The sequence below is a fragment of the Nocardiopsis algeriensis genome (assembly GCF_014203695.1).
Lineage (GTDB): Bacteria > Actinomycetota > Actinomycetes > Streptosporangiales > Streptosporangiaceae > Nocardiopsis > Nocardiopsis algeriensis.
This window is the reverse complement of record NZ_JACHJO010000004.1, coordinates 60,904-85,041: the sequence shown is the minus strand read 5'-3', so window position 1 is coordinate 85,041 and position 24,138 is coordinate 60,904. Positions and strand designations below refer to the sequence as shown.

Genomic DNA, 24,138 nt, shown 5'->3' with positions numbered 1-24,138 from the left:
GAGCCGGTGGTCGGTGCACGCATGGCGTCGGCCAGGCACAGGGGAGGCCCTCCGCCCCCCGCGTCACCAACCCCTCAGGTCCTAGCCGCCCAGAGGTCTCGCGCCTTCGGAGGGGAAGGTCGGTGGGCTGTCACCAGGGGTGATGAGTCCCGATTCGTAGCTGAGAATCACCAGTTGCGATCGGTCGCGGGCGGAGAGCTTGGACAGGAGGCGGCTGACGTAGGTACGTGCGGTGGCAGGGCTGATGTGAAGGCTCGCTCCGATCTCGGCGTTCGATTCGCCTCGGCCGACCTGGGCGAGGACCTCGCGTTCACGCTCGGTGAGAGAGTTGAGCAGTGCCGGCCGAGTGCTGATGGCCGGGCCATCTGCCAGCGCGCCCATCACCTTTCGCGTGATCGCTGGTGACAGCAGGGCGTCACCGGCGGCGACGGTGCGGATCGCGCTTCGCAACTCGCGGGGGGCGATGTCTTTGAGAAGGTAACCGGCCGATCCTGCTCGGATCGCAGCAAGTACGTTCTCGTCCTCGTCGAAGGTCGTCAACACCACGACCCGCACATTCGCAAGTGAATGATCGGCCACGATCGCCTGGGTCGCGGCGATCCCATCCATCTGCGGCATCCGGATGTCCATGAGAACGACATCCGGCTTGTGCTCGCGGACCACACTGATGCCTGTCCTGCCGTTGTCGGCCTCAGCGACGACCTCGATGTCGCCGTCGTGTTCGGCGAGGGCGCGCAAGCCTGTCCGGACAAGTTCCTGATCATCGACCAGCACCACACGGATCACGGCAACCTCGCAGGGATCGTGGCCTCGACGGTGAACCCGGCGCCCGCAGACGATCGGGTCGTCAATGAGCCGCCGAGCAGCCGAACTCGTTCACTCATACCAGCCATCCCATACCCGCCCCTCGCGTCAACGCCCGCCGCAGATCCGCGCCCGTTGTCGGTGACACTGATGTGGAGACGACCGTCGTGGATGCCGACATGCACCTGGGCACGGGTAGCGTCCGCATGGCGGACGACGTTGGTGATCGACTCCTGAATGACGCGGTACGCCGCAGCATCGACCGGGGCGGACAGTTCCGAAGGTGTTGCGGTGATGTCGGTCGTGACCTCGATCCCGGCACCCTCGGCAGCGTCCACCAACTCTTGCACCGCCGAAAGCGAAAGAATGCTCCGCGTCTCGTCGCGGTCAGAGGCCGAGCGAAGAATGCGCACCATCGAGCGGAGCTCTTGCAGGGACCGCGTGCTGGCCGTTCGTATGCGGTCGAGAGCGTCACTGACAGTACGGTCGTCGTGTCCGACCGCTTCTGCCCCGACGCCCGCTTGGAGTGAGATGACGGACATGGTGTGTCCGAGTGTGTCGTGCAGTTCCCGGGAGAGGCGCTCACGCTCGCTCTGCATCCGCAACTCCGCTTCGCGTGCGATCTGCGCTTCGGTGAGCCGGGCGATCTCGACCTGCTGAGCAGCGCGGAGTCGGCGCGCTCGGACGCTGTACCCGAGCGCGATCGCCGCGGCGAACAGCGCGATGTTGGAGACCGACTCGTAGCCGAGGAGATGTCCGATCGCCTCGCCCCCGTCGTAGACCCGATAGAACATGGAGACCGCGAACACGACGAACGCCGAGCCTGTCGACCACAGCATCAGCCCGGCCTCGGCTGCGGAGAACAGGGCGCCGAGCATCGGGACGGCGACGCCGATCGGCGAGTAGTCGAGGGTGTAGTACGCGAACACCCCGAGCACACTGAGCACGAGCACCGTCCGCGGCATCCTTCTCCGCAGCAACATCAGAGCGCCGAAGCCGGCCGCGAACAGGTACGCGACAGCATCCGGTTGCTTGGCGCCACCCGAGCCTGTGGCGATGAGGAGGGCGAGCGCGAGCGCGACCGCCGCCCCCAGCAGCGCGTCGACGACCCACGGCGCCACGTGTCCAGCGCGGCGACCGCCGCCCACCGGCCCAGCCGAGGGCACCGAAGATCGTTCAGCCACACCACAAGGCTACGAGCAGACAGTGCTCTCCGTCATGAGCCTCCAGGCGATGCCCGGTGTCGCCTCCCGACGTACAGAAGACGAGACAAGAGGCGACACAGGTCGAGAGCCGAGGCCGATGTGAGGACACGAGTGCGTTTCTAGCGTTGTCGGTATGAACAGAATCAAGTCACTGCCATGGCTCCTCGTACTCGGCCTCGGAGCGCTCGCGCTGGTCCGTCCGCTTGTCCGCATCGTGGAGGACCAACTCGACGTCAGCGGCCCTTCCTCCGTGCCGATCGTCATCACCCTCGTCATCTCCGCTGTCTGGGTCATGGCCGTCGGCCTGAGCACGACGGCCCACCCTGTGCTGACCCTGTTGTTCACCGGGCTCACCTACGCGGTGCTCTCCATCATCCTCAGCGGCATCCTCTCCCCGATCCTGGTCGGGGAGCTCCAAGGCCCGCTCTCCATGCCCATATCGATCATCCCGATCCTGCTGGTCAACGCCATCTGGGGCCTGGCCGCCGGCGGACTGGCGCTTCTGCTCCAGCGGCTGCGAGGCGTCCGGTCCCGCGATGCCGTCGAGTCCCGCTGAGTCGGGGGAGAACCATGACCACGACACCCTACGAACCCAGCGATTCGAACGACTCCGATGAGCGCAGCGAAGCCGATCAGGGACGTACCCATGACGCAGTCCGGGAGCTGAGGGCCCGCGTCATACGGCCTCGCCCGTCGGACCCCGCCTCTCTCGACACACCGGCGCAGCCGCCTTTCGCCGGGACTGTCCCAGCGAGGAACACCCACCGGACGGCAACCTCGATACGCAAGGTCGGCGTCGGCATTCTCGGCCTGACCGGCGGGCTCCTCATCGGCCTTCTTGCCCGATTCATCGTGCCCGGCGACCTTCCGCCGACCCCGGCGCTCCTGCTCGGCGCGGTCACCCTCGCGCTCGCTGTCCTGGGCGTCGTCAGCGCCCTCCTGACCGACCATCGCTTCCTCGTGCGACGCGCACGGACATCTCCGACCGAAAAGCCCTGATCATCTGTCTCGCGCCTCCACTGTCCAGGTCCGCGCGGAGGCAATCCAAGGAAAAGGTGCACAGTGCGACAACTCGGACTAGGAGCGCTCGGTGCCATCGGCGGGGTGCTGCTCGCGCTCATCATCCAAGACCTTCTGGCGACTGCCTTCCTCAGCAACGGGACCATCCCGATCGGCCCCGGCATCGTGATCGGCTCTCTCATACCCGTCCTCGCTGTACTCGGAGCCGTCATCGCGGTTCTGATCTACAACCGGAGCCTGAAGCGCACGTCGGAGAAGACGCCTGAGGAGTGAGCCGCAGCGCGGGGGCCTTTCCCGCCGCTACCGCCTCCGCCTCGACGGCGGACCCGGCTTCATCCAGATCAGCAGTGATCAAGAACTGCTCGCCGCTCCCGGGTTCTGCGTACCGCACCGGTGAAAGCAGACCAGGCCGCGGAGATGGACTCGTGCACCACCGAGCTGGGTGCGTAGCGCGTGAGGATTTCCTCGACCCGCGCCTCGAACGGGGTTGCACGGCCGGTGGGGCTGCTGGTCAGGTCCGCGTACCACAGGGCATCGGCGGTCGCCGACCCCTGTTTCGTGCCGGAGGTGATGGAGGCTCTGGCCTGTCGGGGTCGCCTCCCAGCACTCGTTTCCCTGAGCCTCGTTGTCAGAGGTGAGGCTGGGTGTGGGGGTGGTGGTCATGTCCGGGGTCGGTTCGGTGTTCACGAGGTGCGGGTGCCGTACTCCTGGTGTGGGTGAGAGGACGTGTCCGCGGCTGAAGGAGCGAGGTCACGGGAGCTGGTACTTCGCGGTCGATCTGGGACATCTGCCCGGGGAGCGGTGCCAGGTGCGCTGTGGTGGGTTCGCCCCTCGGGAGGCGGTCCGAGCCGCCCTGCGCAGAGTCCGAAGTATCGAAGCGGCCCGGACGGACCCTGCGGTGTGGACGGTGGCCGAGTGGTTGCGGTGCCGACTGGACACGCGGACCCGGTTGCGGCCGCGTCCTCTCTGTCAGTTGGGGCCGCGCCGAGCAGGTCCCGGCACGGCCGCCACCGCAGCGTCTGGTTACTCGTTCTCCTCCTGCTGGGGGAACGGGACCGCAGAGGGACCGGGGAGGTCCTCGGGCAGGGCGTCCATCAGCAGTTCGTCGACGGGGCGGCCCATCCAGAACCCGGCTCGGCGCAACCGTCCGGCGTGGCGGAAGCCGGCCTTCTCGTAGGCGCGGATCCCGGCGGTGTTGGGCTCCAGCACCTTGAGCCAGACGGTGCGCAGCGCAGCCACGTGGAAGGCCCAGTCCAGGGTCAGGCGCGTGGCCTCGGCCGCATACCCCTTGCCGCGTTCCTCGGGGGCCAGGAGCATGACGAACTCGGCGCTGCGCACGAACCGGTTGATCTCCAGGGTGGTCATGCCCACCGGTACGCGGTCCTCGAGGCGCACCACCTCGAACTGGGGATAGTTGATGTTGCCGCGCTGGCGCTCCCACCCTGCCTCGCGTGTCTCCCACGACTGGGGCACCTGGTTGCCGTAACCCATCAGGGTCGCGGCGTCGTTCTCCCAGGCGTGGTAGGAACGCAGCATCTCGCGTCGGGGCATGCCCAGGGCGAGAGCGGGCCCGGACAGCAGCAGGTGTGGTGTTTCGTTCACAGTGTCTTCTCCGTTTCAAAGCCCCGGACCGGTGTGGCAAGGCCATCGGGTGTGAGCACGGCGGTGAAGGCAGCGATGTCGGGCCCTTCGCCCACCGGCCGTCCATCGGGGCCGACGATCCACGCGTGCAGCCGGACGGGGTCGGAGGCCACGCCGTGGCGCCATTCAGCGCGTCGCCCCACCAGCGCCAACAGCAGCGCGGCCGCAACGGACTGCTCCAAGCACGCCCACCTCCCCGGGAGGTTGGTCGATACGGCACGCACAGCAGTCACCGCCGCATGGACGTGTTGAGTCCGTGCGGGAGACAGCCCACGGCCCAGTCGCGCGAGGGCGATGAGCCACCGCATACGCCGCCTCCGGGGGCCGCAGTACAGGACCGCAGCCGTTGCGGCAATCGCCGGTATGCAGAGAACCCGCCATACGAGACCGCGCGCCGGCTGCGACGCGAGAACCGTTGACGCCTCCTCCGTGCCCCAGGAACGCCGACGGTGGTCCAGGCGGACCACGGGGCCGTCGTGCTCTGCGGGCATCGACGAGTGCAGCTCGGTGCGCCCTGTGCGGTAGTCGATCAGTACGAAGGCGTGCCCGGTGTCGATCATGGCTGTTGGCGGTCCACTCATGCGCGCACCTCCCCGGACATTCCCCAGGCGCATACAGGTGTCCTGCTCACCGACTCCCACCACAGGTTCGCGCCCAAGGAGGTGACCAGGTGCGCCCACGGGACCCGGGCGCCCAGGGCCGCCGCACGTACCGCCGAACGCAGTTTCTCCGGATCGACCAGACCCGCATCGGCCAGAGGCCCATCACACATGTCCAGGACCGAGCGCAGGTGGACGCGCACCGCACGGTGGTAGTCACGGACGAAAGCTCCCTTGGTCGTACGGCCACGCACCACAGGAGGTAGCAGATCGCCGAGGGCATCCATCAGCGCGGGCTTGTAGCGGTAGGCGGAGAAGCGGTCGGGAGGAGCCAGGGAGACGACAGCGCCGAGCACGGCCCCGTCGAGATAGGGATTGTGCTGCTCCACCCCCACATGGTCGGCCAACTGGATGTCGGACGCGGCGGCGCGGGCCACCGATCTGACCAGGCGGACGAGCGCGTCGTCGGCGCCGGCGGCCTGGACGCGCTCGGGTGGCGGCACGCACAGCCACGGTGGTGGGTCCGGAGCCGAGCGAGAGAGCGCGTTCGCGTCACCGGCGAGGGCTGCCCGTACGTACGGCCACGGGCTGCGTCGGCGCAACCTGGCCCAGGCGCACGCGTCACGCCACAGTCCCACCCACCGGTGTTGACGGGCCAAGGTGAGGAGGTGCGTCGGGGGCGGCAGGAACAGGTTGTCCCCGCCGTCGCCGGTCAGATGGCAGCCGTCGGTGTCCTGACCGACTGCGTGGAGCTGTCCCGAGAAGGCGGCCCAGCTCACCGCAGAGGGAGGAGGCTCGTCCGTGGGTGGGAGCCCCCCGGCGCAGGTGCTGAAGGGAAGATGGTCCTCACCCATGGGGAAGAGCCGCAAGCAAAGCCCCGGTACGGACAAGGCACGCGCGTACCCGAGGTCCCCCTCCTCGGGGGCGTCCTCGGGATGGGCCGTCACACCCGTGACCGGGCCGAACTTCGCAGAGAGCACGGCCAGCGCGCTGGAGTCGACTCCGGCAAGATCGGTCGACATGCGCAGACCGTGTGACCTGGCGCGCACCCCCTCCACCAGGGATGTGCGGATGCGTTCCAGCGCCTCCTCACGGGGGAGGGGCACGGGCCGCCACCACTGCTCGGTACGGGTGTCGTCCGCAGTCAGGAGGAGGCGGTGGCCCGGTGGGACGGGGGCGACTCCTTCCCAGGCGCTGAGGTCCGTTGGGGCGGAGTGCCGGTCACCGATGTAGGCAGCCAGCCACCGCTGGTCGACACGGGCACCGTTCAGACCGGCCAGGGCACGGGAGCTCGACCCCCACACGACGAGTCCGTCAGGTGTGCGCACCGTGTACACAGGGCACGCTCCGGCCGCGTCGGTGACCACCTCCACCGTGTCCGGCGTTGCCCGGACAGCGGTGAAGGAACCCGACCACGGTGCAGAGGCTGCGGCGAGGTCGTCTGCGTACACAGCCCGAGCCAGTTGGGTTTCGTCGGCCGAGCACGTACCGATGACAGCCAAACGGACATTCGCGCGTTCGGCCGTGCGTATGCGCTGCCGACGCCAGGGGCCCACCGTCCACAGCGGAGGAGTGGTCCAAAGTGCAGTAGCGCGATCGGGAACGGGGGCACGCCGGCCCGACGGAGCACACCCGCCGAACCAGCGCACAGGGTCTTGACCGAACAGGTCAGTCATAGGGCGACTGCTTGTTCTCGATGCTCAGGTCCTCGCCGCCGAGGGTCAGAGAAGCGGCGTCGCCGAGGTCGATCACCACATCTGCCTCGTCCCGATGTTCTTCCATGTCTCTCCTTTCTGGTGGCCTGGGGTAAACGTAGGGAAAACCGGAACGAGGAAGCCACCGGGATGCACGCCTATTCCCTTTTCTCCTTCGGTCTGCAGGAGGGAGAGAATAAACAAGAATGAGCCGGGTGCCGGCCAACGGGGCGGTGTATGAGGGGCTCTACGACGCGTCGTTCTCCGCAGCGCGTCTGAGCAGATCTCTTGCCTCTCCTCGGAACCTGGCTCCCGACGAGGCCATGGTGAAGACATGGGCGTACTGCTCCACCTCGCTGCGGTGGGTCAGGGTCAATTCCGCCGAAACGGTCTCGATCACCACGGAATCATCGTCGTGCATCCAGAACCCGTGCAGTGGAAGATAGGGAGGGGAGGAGTCGAAGGGGATGATTCCCAAGGAAACGGCGGGGAGTGTGGAGACAGTGATGAGCCGGTCGATCTGGGCGGTCATCGTCTCCCGATCACCTCGCCTGTGCTTCACGGCGGCTTCGCTGATGACGAAGCGGAACCTCTTGTCCCTCCGGTAGAGGACCTCCTGACGGCGCATCCGCTGCTCGACGGCCTCCTCGATATCGCAGGAGACCCCGTTCTTGCGGTTGGCCGCTTCGAGGACCGCTCGCGCGTACCCCGGGGTCTGGAGAAGACCGGGGACGATCATCGGCTCATAGACCCGGAAGAGCCGAACACGCTCTTCGTCCAGGGCCATACGCGACTGGATACCACCCAGACCGCCGTGCAGCTGGTTCTTCCACTCCACCCACATCGACTCCAGGTCGTGCAGCTTCTCGATGAGCCCGGAGGCTGCCTCGGGGTGGCCACAGGCGTGCGTCCACGCGGTGATCTCGGCTGCGGTGGGGGACTGGCGGCCCGTCTCGATCTTGGAGACCTTGGGCTGGCTCCACGACAGAAGCTCCGCGAGCCGCATACCGGTCAGTCCTGCGGACCGGCGCACCTCTCGGAGCCTTCTGCCCAGATCCCGACGGGCTCGTTCGACGCTGTGGGACACCTAGTTATCGAACCACCCCGGAACCTGCGGTGCGAACTCGTTGTGCGGTACCGCATGCTTCCAGGCGATGTCGCGCCACCGGAGATAGGGCGCTACTTCGTCGGTGCCGTCGATGCGCTCCAGTTCCCGTGGGACGTCGTCGCTGTCGAAGTGCAGGACACAGACCCAGCTGTCGTCGAACAGCCAGAAATCGAGGTCGGGCAGTTCGGCCACCGAAGGGTGGGAGCGGGGAAGCCAGCGGATGTCCTCTCCCGCCTCGATGTTGAAGCGGGTGACGGCGTGCTCCCAGGCGATGTAGCCGCTCAGAGGTTCGGAGACGACGCGGACGCGTTGCCAGACCTTGCCCTGCCGGGTGGTGGCGGTGACGTTCCGGTGCCAGGGCGAGGTCCGTGCGTGGTCCTTGCTTCGTCCGAGGTCGCCGGTGTCGAGGAAGCGGTGCAGGGTCTCGGCCTCCTCGGGGACGTTGTAGCGGTCCCGGACCTCCAGCTTCCATGCGGAGCGCTCGAAACCGGAGAACTGGGCGGAGAACTCCTCCTCACTCAGAAATCGGCCCATCAGGGACCCTCGTCGGCGTAGCGCAGGAGCTCGCGGGGGATCTCGACCAAGGTCTCGTTCGCTGCCAGGTCACGGACATCCCCGAGCGCCTCAGGGTCGGTGACCTTGTAACCCTGGACGACGATTGTCCCCCGGTCGGTGCGGTAGAGGGTGGGGCACTTGCCGCCCTCGCTGTCGGTTCCCAGGAATGTCAGGCGCATGAGGCCGCCTTTCTCGCATAGTCGCGAATATTCTTCCCCAGAAGCATGTCATGGTCGAGAGTGATGTACGAGGCGCTTTCTGTGACCGGATGTGGCCATGGAAGGCCTCCTGTACTACTGCGTGAGGGAGAGAAGGCTTCCTTGTTCCATCCGGCTCTGACCCCAGCCGCACGAAAACCGTCCGAAGCTTGCCGGTCTGGGGCCGGCTCGGTCCCCGTCGGGAAGGGAGTGATGCTGATGCCTTTGGCCGAGGCCGAACGCGACCGCGCACTGGAGAAGCAGGAGGTGTCGGAACGGCGCCTGGGGGAGCTGGGGAGTGGCGGCTCCGCCTCCGACGACGACTGTCCCAACGTCTACCGGACGACAAGGGGAACTTTCGTGGTGCAGGGGGCCGCGTACACCGGTTTCACCCCCACCCGAAGGCGAAAACCTCGTGGAAATCCCTCACAGCGTGCTCCGGGAGGCCTTCGATGCTCTTGGATGGTGAATCCTGGCGCAGATACTTCGACGGATTCACGTCGCAGGCCTGGCGTTTGGAGACCCGGCCCGTGTACACGATGCCGAAAGAGGCCGAGAGCCTCGCACGCTTCCTCCGCAGTGAGCCCAAACCCGAGGGACACAATGCGAAGTGGCACGCGAGGGTCAGGGACTATCGGGGGCGCGGCAAGTATGTCGGCCGGGTCCGTGTCGTACGAAGGCCCCTCACCGACTACCAGCGCTACCAGTTCGCCTGGGGCATCCCCGGCAACATCGCCGCGGGCGAGGACATCCGCATCCTCGATCTGACGGAAAGCGACCTCGGCCTGCCGGACTCCGACTTCTGGATGTTCGACGAGACCAGGGTCGTCCGGCTCAACTACCGCCCCGACGGAACCCAGATCAACCGCGAGGTCGTGGAAGGAGATATCGCCCCCTACCTGAAATGGAAGAGGATCGCGGTGGAGGTCGGCGTGCCGTTCACGCCCTACACAGAGTTCCAGGGTGGCTCTGGAACCTGAGAAACTCACCGCAGGGCGTGCACGGCTGGGGGAGGCCCTCCGGCGGCTGCGGCAGGACACCGGCCTGTCGGGAGAACGGCTCGCCCGGCGTTGCGCCATGTCCCAGAGCAAGATCAGCAAGATCGAAACCGGTCGGCTCACCCCTACTTTGGTCGACATCGACCGGCTGCTGACGGCTCTGGGCGCGACCGAGGAGCAGAGCCGGGAAGTGCTGGCGCTGTCACGGCCGGCCAACACCGAATGGCAGGACAAGCGGACGCTGTGGCGCAGAGGACTGGAGACCCGTCAGGACGAACTCCGGGCACTGGAGTCCTCCGCCACCGAGATGCGCTACTTCCTGCCGACCATGGTCACCGGCCTGCTCGCCACACCCGCCCACATCCGGGCGAGCCTGGCCCATTCCCCGAGGGACGTCTCCCCGGTCATGTCCAAGAAGATCCGGCGACAGTCCGTCCTCGGCGACCACAGGAGGTCGTTCGCCTTCGTGCTCACCGAACAGGCCGCGCGGTGGGCCATTGTCCCGTCCGAGCAGATGACCGCCCAGATCGAGCACCTGATCGACGTGTCCGGGCTGCCGGGTGTGAAGCTGGGGGTGATACCCAACGGCACTGTGATTCCTCGCGGGCCGATGAACACCTTCACCGTCTACGACGACCGGCCGGCGACCCTGGAGACGTTCACCGGGCGCCTGGCCTTCCGGGACCCGCGGGACGTGGCCACCTACCGCAAGCTGTTCGCCATGTACGAGGAGCACGCCCTGTTCGGTGAAGACGCCCGGCGCCGACTTCGATCCTGGGCGGACGACCGACCGGTAAGCCGGTGGGCCCGAGGGAACCCCGGGTTCGCCACCGGCCCCCGGCTCGCAATGGGAAGCGCTGCGGTCCGGGGTGCCCGATCCGGCCTCGGACGAACACCGCGTCGCACATGATCCGGACCGGCGATGTTCCTTTCGGAGAATGCCTTTCTCGTCCGCGATGGGAGTGCGTTCCCGGTTTCCCCTTCGGTGATGAATCCCTGTTGGCGATCCCACGTCCATGTACCCATTCAGGGGTGCATGCGGGTGCCCTTGAGAACTTTGTCCACGGCATTGCGCGGACCGTACAGGGCCATGCCGGCGAGGTCGAGCTGGTCCCGGTGCACAGCGCGCACGGCCCTTCGGTTGTCCCTGTCGTTGCCGGTGGTGAAAAGGTCCGTGGTGAAGACCGAAAGGGGCATCCGGCGCCTCAGGGCGCGCTGGTGGCATGCCGCCAGCGCCTCCTTGGACGCCTCGAAGACCAGCACCGGTTGGCGGAACATCGGCAGGTATTCGGTTCCGTCGGCGTCGGAGTAGGGCTCACCGATCACTTCGGGGACCTCTCGGCCGATACCGCTGACCAGAAAAGCGGTCATGTTGAGGCGCTGCCACACATACAGGTCGTCACGTAGGACAACGGCGATCTTCGTGTCGAAACGAACGGGCTCGTCGGTGGTTTCCATGCACGTGATTCAACCTGGGCGGCCGGTGCCGGGTCTTGTACGATCTTTGCATGGTCGGTCATTCGCGGATTCGGGCCTGGAGTCCGTCCCTGTCCGGCGTGGACGAGGTCCTGTATGCCGATATCACCGACCATGCGTATCCGATGCACACGCACGAGGCATGGGCGCTGCTGATCATCGACAAAGGGACGGTCCGGTACGACCTGGACCGCCACGAGCACGGCGCCCCCGACCACGTGGTCACCCTGCTTCCCCCGCACGTCCCGCACAACGGACGCTCCAGCACACCGCATGGTTTCCGCAAGCGGGTCCTGTACCTGGACTCCTCCCAGCTCACCGAGGACCTCGTGGGCCTGGCGGTGGACAGCCCCACCCTGAACGACCCCCGGCTGCGTCTCCGCGTGCACCAGCTGCACCAGGCGCTGCGGCGGCCGGAGGACGAACTGGAGGCGGAGAGCCGACTGGCGCTGATCTCCGAGCGGCTGCGGGACCACCTGTGCCGACGAGTAGCTTCTCGCGGTCCGGTACGAGATCCGGGGCTTGCGTACCGGCTGCGCGATCTGCTCGACGCGAGGTTCGTCGAGGGCGTCCGCCTCCAGGAGGCCGCCGCGACTCTGCACGCCCATCCCGCTCACCTGGTCCGGGTGTTCAGCCATACCTTCGGCATGGGGCCGCACCAGTACCTCACCGGGCGGCGAGTGGATCTGGCCCGCAGATTGCTGCTGGACGGCATGGCTCCGCGCTCGGTGGCTGCCGAGGTCGGCTTCTACGACCAGTCGCACCTCAACCGCCACTTCAAGCAGATGCTGGGCACGAGTCCCGGCCGGTACGCGCGCAGCGGCCGGCCGTCTCGGAACGAGGCCCGCCCGGTCTGACGGGACGCGGTGTCCGGCCGCTGTCGTTGCAGGGCGGACAGGAGACGAACCAGCGGGGCGGGTGCCCGAGTGGTCAGCGGACGTGTGTTCCGTATCGGCGTTGGGTGCCGGTGGTTATATCGCCTCCTGTGCACCATGCTCAACTTCCTGAAGCGGCCAGGGTCCTGTCCCGGCATCCGGTAAGTCCACAGCGCACTGGAAGCGGGAACGGACCCCGCGCTGTGCCGTGCGTCCACGGGGTCAGCCGCTGACATGCCTTCTCAGCCCCGGCGGAGGCGGTTCACGCTCGATTGTCCTGGGACAGCGCTCCAGTCGCGAGGCCACCCCGCCGCCATCGGGGCAAAGCCCTTGACGGGCCTACTGTCCACCTCGCCTCGGTCCAGGACTTTGTCCAAACACCCACCACTCCCAGGGAGCTGCTGTCATCATGGGAACGCCTTCGGCATGGCACCCGTAGTGTTCAGTTGGCCACCCCCTAATCTTGAAAGAGATGCGGCATGACGATCTCCTCGTGCGAGGCGGAGGTGACACGCGGCATGATCTTCAGCCAGCCCGAAGACCCGCTGCTCCGCTCCGTGCTCTCCCTGCTCCGGGTCGCGCGGGATCAAGGGCGCGTCCTCAACCGAACCAAGGTCGCCAAGCTGCTCTACCTCGCCGACCTCTGCGCGGTGGAGAGCGGGGGCGTGGCATTCACCGGTGCGACTTGGCGATGGGAGAACCACGGTCCCTTCGACCCGGCCCAATACCGAGTTGAGGACGCCCTGGTCGCCTCCGGGCTCGTCGAACGGGTGCAGGACCCCCAGAGCCCCTGCGGGGAGGTACGGCTGCACCTGGCCGAAGACATCGACGCCCCTCTGAGCCTCGAATCCCTCACTGTCCTGGGCAAGGTCGTCGCCGAACACGGTGACCGCTCCGCCGCGCAACTGCGGGACCTGGCCTACGAGACCGCCCCCATGGTGCAGGCGCAGACCGACGGTGAACACGGGGTGCTCCTCGACCTGAATCGAGCCAGACGTCGTAAACAGTACGCGGCCCTCAAAGAGCGCTATCGGGCACGAGCGGCCGACAGAGGCCCCGTCACGTCCGACCCTGGCGTGGGAGAGGACCTGCTGGCAGAAATGGCCGAATCCGCCGAGATTCGTCGCCGCGCGAGCATGAAGGCGCTGGGTGAGGAGTGAAGCCCGCGATCAAACGCGGTGGGGTCTACTGGGTCCCCGACCGCCTTCTCGCCCTGCCTCCTGACTACGACCGGAAGTGGCATCCCCGACGCGCCGTCGTGGTGGTCAGCGGCGACGCCGAACACGAGAACGAGGACTGGCCGATCGTTCTGGTGGCACCCTGTTCAAGTCAGTCCACTCGTAAAACCCGGTACTGCGTCAAAATCGGCCAAGGCGTCGCCAACATGCAGAAGAAGTGCTGGGTCCGTGTCGCGGCCGTGCAGCCCATAGCCAAGGACGATCTCGGCGACTACGTCGGCCAACTTCCTGTGCATCTGCTGGAGGACATCTACTTCAACCTCGCCGAATACACCGGACAGATCTGAGCTGATCTGCCGGCGGCCCTGTCGTCAAATGATGCGTCGCTCAAGATCTCGGGGCAGCGCGCCTGCCTTACTTCCGTGATGCTGATTGCGGGAGGGGACCGTACGTTTTTGGCCGCCCCGGTTGTGCGCGGTGCCGACGAGGCAGGCGAGGGCGCTCGCACGGTGGGCATGAGCTGTATCGGTTACCTGGTGATCCTTGGGGGCGGTGAACCGTAGAAGACGGTCACGGGGTTGCTCGAGGGCGCCGTAGGGATGCCCTGTTGTCGGACGTCCGGTGGCGGGTTCCGGTGTGCTGGAGGTGCCGTCGAGAATGAAGCAGCCCTGGTTGGTCGACGGTCACGTCTGGATCAGGTGGCTGTCGAAGCCTGCGGTGATGAGCGAGGTGTAGGCCTCGCGTACCTGCGGAGGGACCTTTTGTTCGATGGCGAAGCCGCGCCGGGGGTACTCCATCACTCGTTGGAGGTCTCCGACCATCATGTCGATGAGCAGGCCGGCGTCGCCGATGTTCTTGACGTACGCGTCCAGGTGCAGTGGCGCGGAGGTGCACACCGCTTCGACCTCGGGCCACAGTTTCCGGGTGGTGGCGAAGGCGCGCCGTTCCATGTAGGGCATGGAGATCAGGAGCACGGCAGAGGGATCGATGCCGGCTTCGGCCAGGACCTGGTGGGAGAAGGTGATGTTCTGGCCGGTGTTGGCGGCCCGGGGTTCCAGCAGGATCGCGGAGTCGGGGACGCCGAGTTCCAGGGCGCGTTCGCGAAAGTGCACGGCTTCTCCGCGGGGGAACACCTCTGCGGTGGCGGGGCTGTTGCCGCCGGTGAGGACCAGGGTGGGGAAGAGTCCGGCGTGGTAGAGCTCGGAGGCGTGGTCCGCGACGCCGAGGTCGTTGCAGCCCAGGGCGATGGCCGCGTCGCACGGACGTACCCGGTGGTGCATCTGGTGGAAGTCCCAGATCAGTTCGGCCTGCTGCCACTGCTCCTGGGTGGTGGTGCGCGCGTCGTCCGCCATGCGTTTCCTCCAATGAGGTGATCTCAGCAGCCAGGAAGCAGTAGAAAACCGGCAATAAAGACGAGAAGTGCATCCATGGGTGAATTTCCGTTCCCCTGACACAGACGTGGAGCCCCAGGTAGAAGGCGAGGTGTCGAATCTCCACCGGACCACCTGAAAGGCTCCACGTGGTTCCCTATACTGCCACCCTCGACGTGGACCAGGCCACCGTTTGGCACCTTTCGGCCCTGCTGAACGCCGAACGCCAACGCCGCGGCACCCGCACAGGCACCCGCGCCCTGACCTGCTACAAACAGGCGGTCCTGATCTTGCGGTGATTGCGCGACGGCACCGCCATCGACGCCCTGGCCAGGGACAACCGCATCTTTCGGGCCACCGGCTACCGCTACGTCGACGAGGGCATCGACGTGCTCGCCGACCAGGCCCCCGACCTGCACCAGGTCCTCGAACACGCCCGCACCACCCCCGACGATCCCCTGATCCTGGACGGAAAGCTGTTTGTCTCCGACCGCTGTTCGGAGCCTGGCCCCTCCGGTCGGAGCGATCTTTGGTACAGCGGCCACAAACACCGCCACGGCGGCAATATCCAGTTCCTGTCCGATGCCCGGGGAGAACCGGTGTGGGTGTCCGACGTCGAGCCCGGGTCCACGCCCGACATCACCGCCGCACGCCGGCACGTGTTCCCGCTTGTGCACAAGGCCACGGCCGAGGGGGTCGTGGTGCTGGCCGACCCCGGCTACGAGGGCGCGGGAGTCGGCGTGCGCACTCCGATCAAACGTCCGCCCGAGGTCGACGAACATCGCTGGCATGTCGACGACCGGGCCCACAACCGGCTGCTACGCGGCCTGCGGTGCATCGGCGAGCGCGCGATGGCGGTGCTGACCGGACGGTGGAGAGTGCTGCGCCACACCACGATGAGCCCGTCCAAGATCGGCGCGATCGTGCAAGCCGCGCTGGCTCTGACCAATATCGAAAAACAAACTCACTGAGACCACTTCACTGAGACCACTTCACTGGAGTACTAGATTCTCCCAAGGCGCCTCGCTTGTTGATGGCGAAAATTTCATCTCCGAGCTGGACTCATCGCTCGGCCACGAGTCTTCCTGACCTCGATTGCACGCGACACTGTCCCCGCTCTTGAACTCCTTGGGCTTTTGAGAGAGGAGAAACGTATTTCCTACGACCCTGCTGTCACTGCTGATTCGCCGGAAGGGAAATTAGGGCAGGTGCATCAGTGGATTGCGAAATGGAGCGAGATATTAATCTTGTCTGGGCTTCGTTTTGGTTTTTACGTAATTATCAATTATTTTAACTGCAGTCCCGAGGGGCACGTTAAAGAATTCCCGGTCCTTTCGGATCCTGTATGCTCCTAGTAGTGAATGAATTTCATGCTCAGTTTGCTTGGCTTTGGTGACCCTCCAGGCAGCCCTGGCTCCATATGGAATCACTACGCCAGTGGAGGAATTGATTTCATTTACTCTTGTAAAAATATCTCTATTTGTATAACCGATTTTCAAAAAGTTGGGCATTTCGCGAGTCGATAGTATGTAGATGAAGCCAGAGTCTGTGCTTTTGGAGTATTCTCTGTGCAAATATTTATCTAGTGCATCCGGAACTTCCAACCTTATGAGCTGTGAGGTTGCTGAGTTTTCCAGATCTCGGTCCGCGTCTCTAAGTGATCGACGAAGAGCTTTAAATGACCCTGAGATGTGCCTTGCCTCATGGTAGTCTGGGTAGTCGAGCTGGCTCCATGTGGTGAACCAATCCCACTGGTCGCGCTTGAAAGTTCGGGTGAAAAGACCCTGGACGGTGGAAATATCATCCAAATTCCCTAAAATTGCAGCCCTGTTTCCTTTGAGAAAATTCAGGACAGAATTTGCTGCTTCGTCTCTATGTTTTTTAGTTGCAGGCTTTATGGGGGACATTCCGAATCCCCATTTTTGATGGACCTTATGTGTGTCATCTTGCGATGGTTCCATGGTGGCATATTACCCTAAGAGGTGTGCTTCAGGGAATAGGGTTGAAGTTCCTGGACGCCAGGGAGGGGCTCGAGGTGATCAGTGAGTAATATAGAAAAAGCGTAGAGTAAAAATCTTGGTTGCTCTGTGAGCCCGGCATGACTTTGGCTGGAAATCTACTGGCTGAGGTTTGATTGTTTGTTTCCCGGTCGGGTGTATGTCCTCCTACCTGGGGCTTCTCTCCGAGGAGGGGCGTCATGGGCGCCCGCGGCAAGCAGCAACGCCGCCTGATTGCAGCCACCCTGCTTGAGCAGGACCAGATGTCCGACGCCCAGATTGGTGAGGTGCTTGGCGTGACCGACCACGCGGTCAACAACTGGCGGCGCACCTGGGGCCAGGGCGGCACCGACGCGCTCATGAGCAAAGGCCGCACCGGCTCTCAGGGCTACAGGACCCCGGAGTTCTCGTGCTTTGCCAGAGAACAGGCGAATGCCGGACCTGAATGCTTTCGCGGGGGTATGACCAGTTCCTGACATGCGAAAACGGGCATGGGCCTGAAGGATCATGGAGTTGTCGAGAAACCACGACCAGTAAGGTCACATGCCCGCTGTGCCATCACACAAGGTCCCGGTCCAGGCCCGCGAGACGCCCCAGGAGGAGACCGCCCGGACGGGGCAGGGCCGGGAACCGCTTGCCGACACCGCTCGGGAAGCGGTCTCGGAGCACACCGCCGTGTTCCTCACCCCGCGGCGACCGGACGAGCCTCTTCTCGCCATGCGGATGTCCGCGGTCCTTGTCTGCCCCCGGCCCAGCGCAGCACCCGGACACAGCCCGCTTGCGCCTGCTCTCCCCGGGTTGCGGCACCCTCCGGAGCCGACCACCCACACGCTCCGACAGGGCCCGCCCCGCAACGGGGCGGAGCTTCACCGGCCCGTCCGCGCCACCCGTCTCGGTCAGAAGGGACTCTTGCCCCTGGCCCAGGTTCGGCTCCAGTCACCCACCACCCCGGTGGCCTCGAACCCTCCCAGGTCGGTCGTGGCGAACGGGTCAGCCAGATAGCGCACCTCGTCGTACGCCGGGCCGCGGGAGTCCACCCTGACCAGGGCCAACCGGTAACGGGGAGCGGCGTTCCTGGCGGTGAGGACCTCGTTGTGGGTGACGAAGAAATCCTGTGCCCCCTCCATGCGGGCCTTGACCTCGATCCGGATCCTCTCTCCGTCGACCTGGGTGGAAAGGATGTCGTACCCGGGGTTGTTGAACGCCTGTTCCTGAGGAGCACGACCCAGGGCACGTTCCACGGCCAGGACCGCGTCGATACCCCGCCGTTCGACCTCCTTGGTCTCCCTGGCCTGGAAGAGCGCCCCCGGGGTGAGGTCCTGCTCGACCATGGCTGCGGGGAGCACGAGTGCGGACGTCAGGATCCTGGGCGACCTGGCACTCATGTGCGTCTGCCGTTCAATCTCGCTCATCCGCCGCTCGAGACGGACATCGAGTTCGGTGGCCTTACGGGCCAGGCTCTCCGAGGACTCCTTGGGGCGCTCGCCGCACAGCTCCTTCTCCCGGGCCGCGGCGGCGCTCGCGCGCAGGCGCGCCGACTCCGCCCGGAGACGTTGTGCGACCAGACCGCGGGTGCGGTCCAGTTCGGCCTCACGGCGCGGGCGCACCTGGTTGACGTACTCGGGGAGCCGGTGCCCGATGATCCAGCTGGTGGCCGTCTCCCTGGCCCGTGCCATCCAGGTCCAGCCCCTGGCCGCGGCGACGGCCGCGGTGTCGGGGGCGGGAGCGCAGTCCAGGTAGGCGGCGGGCCCGGCCGGGGTGACGGTGCCGTACTCGTCGACGTAGGAATACCCGAGGCGCCGGTCCACGATCGCCCCGGTCCCGTCCGTCACCTCCTCGACGACACCCACGAGCAGACGGGGCTCTTCGAGGGTGGGCGAGACCAGGACCGTACCGGAGTTCAGCGCTCCCGAGTAACGACGGATCGTCTCCTCCATCACGGCGTCGTGCAGCGGCTGACCGGGTGCGAGCAGCTCGGCCCGCTCACGCCCCTCGGGCCGGGTGCGCCCGGGTGAGAACGTGACCCTGGCGTAGCTCGAGGCGACGTTCCTGTTCCCGGCCGCGCGCACGCCGGCCGGAACATGGGTGATCTCGTAACGGCCCTTCTCACGCTGCACGATTCGCCCGCCGAGTCGGGTGAAGGCGCTCCTGAAGGCCGTCTCGATGTAGTGGGGCTGCAGACGCCTGGCGCGGGCCTCGTCCATCTGTGCCCTCAGGCCCCGCAGCTCGGAGTCGGAGAGCGGGGCCGAGGCCAACGACCGCTCGTTCAGGAGCTCGTCGAGGCCCTCCCCGACGGAGGCGTCGATGACCTGGTGCATCCTCGCGCGCGTCTCCGGACGTTCGCCGTACCGGATGGCCTCGGTGAGGAGCTCGCGCAGCGGCGTGCCGGTGAAGGACTCGCCGAGGACGTCGAAGACCTTGCCGCCATAGGCCCTGCGCTGCTCGTCGACCTTGTCCAGCAGACGTGTGAAGACCAAGCCTTCGCGGGTGTTGGCAGCGACCAGGTTCCACAGTCGGCAGACCTCGGTCTGGCCGATGCGGTGGATCCGTCCGAACCGCTGCTCGATGCGGTTGGGGTTCCACGGCAGGTCGTAGTTGACCATCAGGTGGGCGGCCTGGAGGTTGAGACCCTCACCGGCCGCGTCGGTGGCGACGAGGATCCGGCAGTCGCGGTTGTGGGTGAACTCCTCGGTGGCGGCCCGGCGTTCACGGCGGCTCATCCCGCCGTGGATGGTCAGCACGGTCCCGCCTCGGCCGTGGAGGGCACGGATACGGGAGGCCAGATAGGAGAGTGTGTCGCGGTGTTCGGTGAAGACGATGAGCTTGCGCGGGTTGCCGTGCCTGTCGTCGACCAGCACCTGGTCACGGAGGATGCGCGACAGTTCGGTCCACTTGCGGTCCTGACCGCTGTCACGCACGGCGCGGGCGGTCCGGGCGAGCTCGGCCAGCTCGGTGATCTCGGCGTCCAGCTCCTCCGCCGTCCGCGCCGCGGTGGCTGTGTCCAGCAGCGTGTCCTCGAGGTTCTCGATCTCCTCGGCGCTGTACTCGCCACCGTCCAGGAGGTCGTGGTCGAGAGCCGGGGACGGGTCGCGGCGCTCTCCGTTCAGAACGGCCCGTTTCCGCTGCTCCAGCCGGTCCGCGCGCCGGACCAGGGAGCGGTGGATCGCCTCCGGGCTGGAGGCCAGGCGCCGCTGCAGGACGGTCAGGGCGAACCCGATGCTGTTCTGGCGTGTGCCGCCGATACGCTCGGCGCGGTCCATGCCCTCACGCACATAGGCGGTGACCTGCTCGTAAAGGTCGTACTCCAGAGCGGTGAGCTCATAGGGGACGGTCTCGGCGATACGTTCGGGGAACAGGCGCCTGCCGTCGAAGGTCAGCAGGTCCTCCTTGACCATGCGGCGCATGATCCCGCTGGTATCGGTGGACGCGCTCCCGGAACGCCCCTCGAACCGGTCCCGGTCGAGCAGGGTCAGGAAGAGCTGGAAGTCCTCCTCCTTGCCGGAGTGCGGGGTGGCGGTCATCAACAGCAGGTGCCGGGTGACCTCGCCGAGGAGCTCTCCGAGTTGGAACCGCTTGGTCCTGTCGACCTTCCCGCCGAAGCGGTGAGCTCCCATCCTGTGGGCCTCGTCCACGATGACCAGGTCCCACTCGGAATTCCTGAGCAGTCCCAGAAGGTGCTCGTTGCGCGCCAGATGGTCCATGCGCGCGATCAGGAGCGGATGGGTCTCGAAGACGTCGAGATTGACGTTCGCGTCGATCAGGTCGTTGGTCAACAGGTCGAAGTGCAGGCCGAACTTGAGGAAGAGCTCGTCCTGCCACTGCTCCACCAGTCCGCCGGGCGCGACGACCAGACAGCGTTTGACGTCGTCGCGCAGAATCAACTCCTTCACGTACAGGCCGGCCATGATCGTCTTTCCCGCGCCGGGGTCATCAGCGAGAAGGAACCGCAGAGGGGTGCGCGGCAGCAACTCGCCGTACACCGCGCGGATCTGGTGCGGTAGCGGCTCCACGTCGCTCGTGGCCACAGCGAGCATCGGGTCGAACAGGCCGGCGAGGGTGATGCGCTGGGCCTCGGCCGCGAGCTTGAAGTCGACCGCATCGGCGTCGAAGGCGCGTGAGTCGGACCGGGCGATGCGCAGACGCTCCTCGTCCTTGCGGAAGAGGACCCGCTGGTCCAGCTCCCCCTTGGAGGACTTGTAGGTCAACTCGACAGCGGAAGTGCCGTGCCATTGGACGAAGAGGACGGTGACCGGCTCGGAGGGGAGCACACCCTCGACCTGTAGTCCCTGCTCGAGCTCTTCCAGCCGCACCCTGATCCTCCTGCCCTTCCGCCCTCCCACGCCTTCGGTGGGTTCACCACCAGGGAGCATGGGATCGAGCCGCCACCAACCTGTGCACCTGAGGATAAACTTCCCTGACCTCCCTTTTTCCTTTGCGGTGTCCCCTCCGCCCCCTCCACATGCGCAGAAGGCCGTATGAACAGAGAAGAACGCCGGGACCTGGACGCTCTCATCGTCCGGGTCAACGCATGGATCGCCCAGGCCAAGCGCATCCGTGCCCAGCGTGAGGCAGCGAGCAACGTGGTGCGAAGGGCGGTCGAGCACCTCCGGCGCTCCCAGGTCACCCTCCACCGTGACGGGCGGCCCACCTGGCACTCCCTGCCGGTCAACCCCAAGGCCGGTGCCCTCCTGGGAGATCTCCTCGCCTGGAGCAGGATGCCGGCGGAGACAAGGGAGGACGAGCACACCTTGCGCGTCCTGGTCGAGGACCTGCCCGTACAGGTCCGGTCGGCGCGCTCCCTGCTGGGACTGCGCAGGCTCTTCTCCTCGGACGGGAAGAAGGAGAAGGCTGCCACGGCTGCTTCCCACCTCGCGGACTACCATGCCCGGGCTGAGAAGGAGCAGCTGTTCCGGCGCCTGGAGACGCTCGACGTCCCCTTCCGGCGAAGCGGGGTGGACGCCGCTCACAGCCTGGCCCAGGAACTGGTCCCGCTGGAGGAGCACTTCCCGGAGCTGAAGGGGCGTCCCGTCCTCCTGGACCTGCACGTGGTCAAGGAGCTGGATTCCGCGATCAGCCGGGTCCGGCGGGCCCGGAAACAGGAAGCCTCCCACCGTGACGCTGCGATGCGCGCCGGTGACGGCGTCCGCAAGGCGGAGTCCCGGAAACTGCTCGCGGAGATGCCGCTGGACCGACTCCGGGAGGCCACCCGTGATCGGCTGCGCACCGTCCCGCTGGCGAACGCGGGGTTCACCACCGTGCTCGACGTCTTGGACCTGGGCGACGACATCACGGCGCTGCCCGGTATCGGAGAGAAGTCGGCCGCTCAGCTTCTGGGAGCGGCGCGAACGCTGTGGCAGACCACGTTCGACGAGATGCCCGCCCGGATCGACATCCGCCGGCGGACCGACGAAGCCACAGCGCTTCTGCGGGCCCTGCACGCCTGGGATGCCGCACGCAACCTGGCAGGCGGTTCGGCCCTACTGTCACGTGTGGACGAGCTCGCTCCTCTCGTCGACCACCGCATGCCTGCAGGGACCACGCACGTGGCGTTCTACCCCGCCGTGTACGCTCCCGACCCCGACGTGCTGCGCCAGGACATCGCGGCTGTCTGCGAAGGTGCCGCACGCCTGGGTGTGTTCGCTCCCGGCGGGAGAGGTGAGGAAGACGTATGGGACGACTTCACCTCGCGCCCCGCGGACTACTTCGCCCTCCTGTCCGAACTCGGCATCAACCCCGAGAACGAGGCCAAGGCCACCGGGGATCTGCCCGACGAGATCGTCCAGGCCATTCGCGACTTCAGTCTGAAGACCGACCATCTCAAGGTCGCGGCCCTGCGGGGCTATCAGAGTTTCGCCGCGCGCTTCTCCCTGGTCCAGCGCAAGGTCGTCATCGGAGACGAGATGGGTCTGGGTAAGACCGTCGAGGCCCTCGCTGCTCTGGCACATCTGAGCGCATCCGGGGAAAGCCACTTCGTGGTGATCTGTCCAGCGGCCGTGGTCACCAACTGGACGCGCGAGATCACCGCCAAGTCCACGCTGACCGCCCACCGTGTGCACGGGCCCGAACGCGACCGGGCCATGCGCTCCTGGATCCGTCGAGGCGGAATCGCCGTGACCACCTTCGAGACGCTCGCCCGTTTCCAGGAGCAGATGTCGAACGTCGGTGACCTGGCGTGTGTGGTGGTCGACGAGGCCCACTACATCAAGAACCCGAGCGCGAAGCGCTCCAGCCGTACCGCGGAGCTGATCGACCGGTCCCCGCGCGCGATCCTGCTGACCGGCACCCCGCTCGAGAACAGGATCGAGGAGTTCGCCAACCTGGTGGGCTACTTGCAGCCCCATCTGCTCAAGGACGTCTCCGAGCTGAATCCGCGCCGGTTCCGCAAACAGATCGCTCCCGCCTACCTACGGCGCAACCAGGAGGACGTGCTCGACGAGCTACCGGAGCTCGTCGAGGTCGACGAGTTCGTTCCTCTGACCACCGCCGACCGTATCGCCTACCGTCAGGCGGTCAGCGAGGGGAATTTCGCAGCCATGCGGCAGGCCGCCATGTCGGAGGGGCGCGATTCCGGCAAGATCCGGCGGCTGCTGGAGATCGTGGAGGAAGCCGAGGACAACGGCCGGCGCGTGATCGTCTTCTCCCACTTCCTGGGTGTTCTGAAGCAGGTGGCCGACGTACTTCCCGGCAAGGTCATCGGGCCCCTGACCGGTTCCGTGCCCGCCGCACGGAGGCAGGACATGGTGGACGACTTCTCCGCGGCCGGCGAGGGTGCCGTCCTGGTCGCCCAGATCCAGGCAGGCGGTGTGGGGCTGAACATCCAGGCGGCCTCCGTGATCGCCATCTGCGAGCCCCAGCTGAAACCCACCATCGAGTGGCAGGCCATCGCACGCGCACACCGCATGGGACAGCTCGAATCCGTGCAGGTCCACCGGCTCCTGAGCGAAGAGGGGGTCGATCAGCGCATCAGGCAGATCCTGGAGCGCAAGAGTGTCCTGTTCGACGACTTCGCCCGCCGGTCCGCGACGGCGGAGAGTGCTCCTGAGGCATTCGACGTGTCCGAGGCGGATCTGGCCCGCGAGATCGTCGCGGAGGAACGCGAGCGGCTGCTCCGCGACCGGTAGACCAGGTTCCTTCCACGGAGAAGGTGACGTTCCGGCTGGTGTTGACGGCCCGGGGTTCCAGCAGGAGCGCGGAGTCGGGGGACACCGAGCCCAGGGCGCATTCGCGAAAGTGGACGGGCCTCTCCGCATGGGAACACCTCCGCGGTGGCGGGGCTGTTGCTACCGGTGAGGACCAGGATGGGGAAGAGTTCCGGTGTCCTCGGTCGAGATCGAATGTAAACGTGCGCTGGAGAAACAGGAACTTGGAAGGAGGGAGGTCCGTCCCCGCCTTCCTGATGGGGGAAGCAGAGCGTACCGGCT

General features: G+C 66.2%; 23 protein-coding genes and 1 pseudogene. 11 read left to right on the top strand and 13 right to left on the bottom strand.

Annotated features, from left to right (window positions below):
* Positions 1 to 81 precede the first annotated feature (81 nt).
* Together FHS13_RS07005 and FHS13_RS21845 are read right to left on the bottom strand one after the other, a co-directional pair.
* Positions 82 to 786 carry a response regulator gene (locus tag FHS13_RS07005; protein ID WP_184289428.1) on the bottom strand — a complete coding sequence of 235 codons (705 nt, stop codon included), beginning with the start codon at positions 784 to 786 and terminating at the stop codon, positions 82 to 84.
* Positions 783 to 1,988 carry a histidine kinase gene (locus FHS13_RS21845; RefSeq protein ID WP_184289425.1) on the bottom strand — a complete coding sequence of 402 codons (1,206 nt, stop codon included), beginning with the start codon at positions 1,986 to 1,988 and terminating at the stop codon, positions 783 to 785. The genes FHS13_RS07005 and FHS13_RS21845 overlap by 4 nt, the downstream gene beginning before the upstream one ends.
* Before the next feature lie 154 nt (positions 1,989 to 2,142).
* Between FHS13_RS21845 and FHS13_RS06995 the strand changes: the two genes are divergently transcribed.
* The 3 genes from FHS13_RS06995 (at position 2,143) to FHS13_RS06985 (ending at position 3,302) form a co-directional block, all read left to right on the top strand.
* Positions 2,143 to 2,565, top strand: a complete 423-nt coding sequence (locus FHS13_RS06995) for a hypothetical protein (RefSeq protein ID WP_184289423.1) — start codon at positions 2,143 to 2,145, stop codon at positions 2,563 to 2,565.
* A 14-nt stretch (positions 2,566 to 2,579) separates the two neighbouring features.
* Complete coding sequence (locus FHS13_RS06990; protein ID WP_184289420.1) at positions 2,580 to 3,008, top strand: hypothetical protein; 429 nt, start codon at positions 2,580 to 2,582, stop codon at positions 3,006 to 3,008.
* A gap of 63 nt (positions 3,009 to 3,071) precedes the next feature.
* Entirely contained in the window at positions 3,072 to 3,302 is a 231-nt protein-coding gene (locus FHS13_RS06985; protein WP_221442511.1) for a hypothetical protein, read from the top strand.
* 750 nt (positions 3,303 to 4,052) lie between these two features.
* Here the strand turns inward: FHS13_RS06985 and FHS13_RS06980 are convergent.
* The 7 genes from FHS13_RS06980 to FHS13_RS06950 all read right to left on the bottom strand — a co-directional run bounded on the left by FHS13_RS06980 (position 4,053) and on the right by FHS13_RS06950 (position 8,805).
* Entirely contained in the window at positions 4,053 to 4,631 is a 579-nt protein-coding gene (locus FHS13_RS06980; protein ID WP_343064934.1) for a GNAT family N-acetyltransferase, read from the bottom strand.
* The gene (locus FHS13_RS06975) at positions 4,628 to 5,161 is read right to left on the bottom strand and encodes a lasso peptide biosynthesis B2 protein (protein ID WP_246404889.1); all 534 of its coding nucleotides are present in this window, start codon (positions 5,159 to 5,161) and stop codon (positions 4,628 to 4,630) included. The genes FHS13_RS06980 and FHS13_RS06975 overlap by 4 nt, the downstream gene beginning before the upstream one ends.
* A gap of 86 nt (positions 5,162 to 5,247) precedes the next feature.
* On the bottom strand, positions 5,248 to 6,945 hold the full coding sequence (locus FHS13_RS06970) for an albusnodin/ikarugamycin family macrolactam cyclase (RefSeq protein WP_184289412.1): 1,698 nt from the start codon (positions 6,943 to 6,945) through the stop codon (positions 5,248 to 5,250).
* Positions 6,938 to 7,051 (bottom strand): albusnodin family lasso peptide, encoded by a 114-nt coding sequence (locus FHS13_RS06965; protein ID WP_184289409.1) that lies wholly within the window; start codon positions 7,049 to 7,051, stop codon positions 6,938 to 6,940. The genes FHS13_RS06970 and FHS13_RS06965 overlap by 8 nt, the downstream gene beginning before the upstream one ends.
* 159 nt (positions 7,052 to 7,210) lie before the next feature.
* Positions 7,211 to 8,050 (bottom strand): Scr1 family TA system antitoxin-like transcriptional regulator, encoded by an 840-nt coding sequence (locus FHS13_RS06960; RefSeq protein ID WP_184289406.1) that lies wholly within the window; start codon positions 8,048 to 8,050, stop codon positions 7,211 to 7,213.
* Positions 8,051 to 8,605: a DUF6879 family protein gene (locus FHS13_RS06955; RefSeq protein ID WP_184289403.1), complete on the bottom strand. Its 555-nt coding sequence runs from the start codon at positions 8,603 to 8,605 to the stop codon at positions 8,051 to 8,053.
* Complete coding sequence (locus tag FHS13_RS06950; protein ID WP_184289400.1) at positions 8,605 to 8,805, bottom strand: hypothetical protein; 201 nt, start codon at positions 8,803 to 8,805, stop codon at positions 8,605 to 8,607. The genes FHS13_RS06955 and FHS13_RS06950 overlap by 1 nt, the downstream gene beginning before the upstream one ends.
* A gap of 470 nt (positions 8,806 to 9,275) precedes the next feature.
* Between FHS13_RS06950 and FHS13_RS06945 the strand changes: the two genes are divergently transcribed.
* Both FHS13_RS06945 and FHS13_RS06940 read left to right on the top strand, forming a co-directional pair.
* A complete protein-coding gene (locus FHS13_RS06945; protein WP_184289397.1) occupies positions 9,276 to 9,803 on the top strand; it encodes a DUF6879 family protein in 528 nt (175 codons plus the stop codon).
* Entirely contained in the window at positions 9,787 to 10,731 is a 945-nt protein-coding gene (locus FHS13_RS06940; RefSeq protein WP_184289394.1) for a Scr1 family TA system antitoxin-like transcriptional regulator, read from the top strand. The genes FHS13_RS06945 and FHS13_RS06940 overlap by 17 nt, the downstream gene beginning before the upstream one ends.
* Before the next feature lie 116 nt (positions 10,732 to 10,847).
* Here FHS13_RS06940 and FHS13_RS06935 read toward each other — a convergent pair whose 3' ends face one another.
* Positions 10,848 to 11,279 (bottom strand): DUF2000 domain-containing protein, encoded by a 432-nt coding sequence (locus FHS13_RS06935; protein WP_184289392.1) that lies wholly within the window; start codon positions 11,277 to 11,279, stop codon positions 10,848 to 10,850.
* 50 nt (positions 11,280 to 11,329) lie between these two features.
* Between FHS13_RS06935 and FHS13_RS06930 the strand changes: the two genes are divergently transcribed.
* From FHS13_RS06930 to FHS13_RS06920, 3 genes are all read left to right on the top strand, one after another.
* The gene (locus tag FHS13_RS06930; RefSeq protein WP_184289389.1) at positions 11,330 to 12,154 is read left to right on the top strand and encodes a helix-turn-helix domain-containing protein; all 825 of its coding nucleotides are present in this window, start codon (positions 11,330 to 11,332) and stop codon (positions 12,152 to 12,154) included.
* Between the two features lie 497 nt (positions 12,155 to 12,651).
* On the top strand, positions 12,652 to 13,332 hold the full coding sequence (locus FHS13_RS06925) for a type II toxin-antitoxin system antitoxin SocA domain-containing protein (protein WP_184289386.1): 681 nt from the start codon (positions 12,652 to 12,654) through the stop codon (positions 13,330 to 13,332).
* Positions 13,329 to 13,697: a type II toxin-antitoxin system PemK/MazF family toxin gene (locus FHS13_RS06920; RefSeq protein ID WP_184289383.1), complete on the top strand. Its 369-nt coding sequence runs from the start codon at positions 13,329 to 13,331 to the stop codon at positions 13,695 to 13,697. The genes FHS13_RS06925 and FHS13_RS06920 overlap by 4 nt, the downstream gene beginning before the upstream one ends.
* A 336-nt stretch (positions 13,698 to 14,033) precedes the next feature.
* Here the strand turns inward: FHS13_RS06920 and FHS13_RS06915 are convergent, their stop codons facing one another.
* The gene (locus FHS13_RS06915) at positions 14,034 to 14,702 is read right to left on the bottom strand and encodes a YdcF family protein (RefSeq protein WP_184289380.1); all 669 of its coding nucleotides are present in this window, start codon (positions 14,700 to 14,702) and stop codon (positions 14,034 to 14,036) included.
* A 167-nt stretch (positions 14,703 to 14,869) separates the two neighbouring features.
* Between FHS13_RS06915 and FHS13_RS06910 the strand changes: the two are divergent.
* Positions 14,870 to 15,691 (top strand): annotated as a pseudogene (locus FHS13_RS06910) (transposase family protein).
* Between the two features lie 270 nt (positions 15,692 to 15,961).
* Here the strand turns inward: FHS13_RS06910 and FHS13_RS06905 are convergent.
* The gene (locus tag FHS13_RS06905; RefSeq protein WP_184289377.1) at positions 15,962 to 16,681 is read right to left on the bottom strand and encodes a GIY-YIG nuclease family protein; all 720 of its coding nucleotides are present in this window, start codon (positions 16,679 to 16,681) and stop codon (positions 15,962 to 15,964) included.
* Positions 16,682 to 16,917: 236 nt separating this feature from the next.
* Between FHS13_RS06905 and FHS13_RS06900 the strand changes: the two genes are divergently transcribed.
* The gene (locus FHS13_RS06900; RefSeq protein ID WP_184289374.1) at positions 16,918 to 17,193 is read left to right on the top strand and encodes a helix-turn-helix domain-containing protein; all 276 of its coding nucleotides are present in this window, start codon (positions 16,918 to 16,920) and stop codon (positions 17,191 to 17,193) included.
* Positions 17,194 to 17,613: 420 nt separating this feature from the next.
* Here FHS13_RS06900 and FHS13_RS06895 read toward each other — a convergent pair whose 3' ends face one another.
* A complete protein-coding gene (locus tag FHS13_RS06895; RefSeq protein ID WP_184289371.1) occupies positions 17,614 to 21,027 on the bottom strand; it encodes a helicase-related protein in 3,414 nt (1,137 codons plus the stop codon).
* Positions 21,028 to 21,192: 165 nt separating this feature from the next.
* Between FHS13_RS06895 and FHS13_RS06890 the strand changes: the two genes are divergently transcribed.
* A complete protein-coding gene (locus FHS13_RS06890; protein WP_184289367.1) occupies positions 21,193 to 23,838 on the top strand; it encodes a DEAD/DEAH box helicase in 2,646 nt (881 codons plus the stop codon).
* Positions 23,839 to 24,138: the final 300 nt, after the last annotated feature.

Bases quoted from the DNA above. Each gene is read 5' to 3' on its own strand.
- FHS13_RS06995 (WP_184289423.1), top strand. From the start codon at position 2,143: ATGAACAGAATCAAGTCACTGCCATGGCTCCTCGTACTCGGCCTCGGA.
- FHS13_RS06990 (WP_184289420.1), top strand. From the start codon at position 2,580: ATGACCACGACACCCTACGAACCCAGCGATTCGAACGACTCCGATGAG.
- FHS13_RS06975 (WP_246404889.1), bottom strand. From the start codon at position 5,161: ATGCCCGCAGAGCACGACGGCCCCGTGGTCCGCCTGGACCACCGTCGG.
- FHS13_RS06970 (WP_184289412.1), bottom strand. From the start codon at position 6,945: ATGACTGACCTGTTCGGTCAAGACCCTGTGCGCTGGTTCGGCGGGTGT.
- FHS13_RS06965 (WP_184289409.1), bottom strand. From the start codon at position 7,051: ATGGAAGAACATCGGGACGAGGCAGATGTGGTGATCGACCTCGGCGAC.
- FHS13_RS06955 (WP_184289403.1), bottom strand. From the start codon at position 8,605: ATGGGCCGATTTCTGAGTGAGGAGGAGTTCTCCGCCCAGTTCTCCGGT.
- FHS13_RS06950 (WP_184289400.1), bottom strand. From the start codon at position 8,805: ATGCGCCTGACATTCCTGGGAACCGACAGCGAGGGCGGCAAGTGCCCC.
- FHS13_RS06945 (WP_184289397.1), top strand. From the start codon at position 9,276: ATGCTCTTGGATGGTGAATCCTGGCGCAGATACTTCGACGGATTCACG.
- FHS13_RS06935 (WP_184289392.1), bottom strand. From the start codon at position 11,279: ATGGAAACCACCGACGAGCCCGTTCGTTTCGACACGAAGATCGCCGTT.
- FHS13_RS06930 (WP_184289389.1), top strand. From the start codon at position 11,330: ATGGTCGGTCATTCGCGGATTCGGGCCTGGAGTCCGTCCCTGTCCGGC.
- FHS13_RS06925 (WP_184289386.1), top strand. From the start codon at position 12,652: ATGACGATCTCCTCGTGCGAGGCGGAGGTGACACGCGGCATGATCTTC.
- FHS13_RS06915 (WP_184289380.1), bottom strand. From the start codon at position 14,702: ATGGCGGACGACGCGCGCACCACCACCCAGGAGCAGTGGCAGCAGGCC.
- FHS13_RS06905 (WP_184289377.1), bottom strand. From the start codon at position 16,681: ATGGAACCATCGCAAGATGACACACATAAGGTCCATCAAAAATGGGGA.
- FHS13_RS06900 (WP_184289374.1), top strand. From the start codon at position 16,918: ATGGGCGCCCGCGGCAAGCAGCAACGCCGCCTGATTGCAGCCACCCTG.
- FHS13_RS06890 (WP_184289367.1), top strand. From the start codon at position 21,193: ATGAACAGAGAAGAACGCCGGGACCTGGACGCTCTCATCGTCCGGGTC.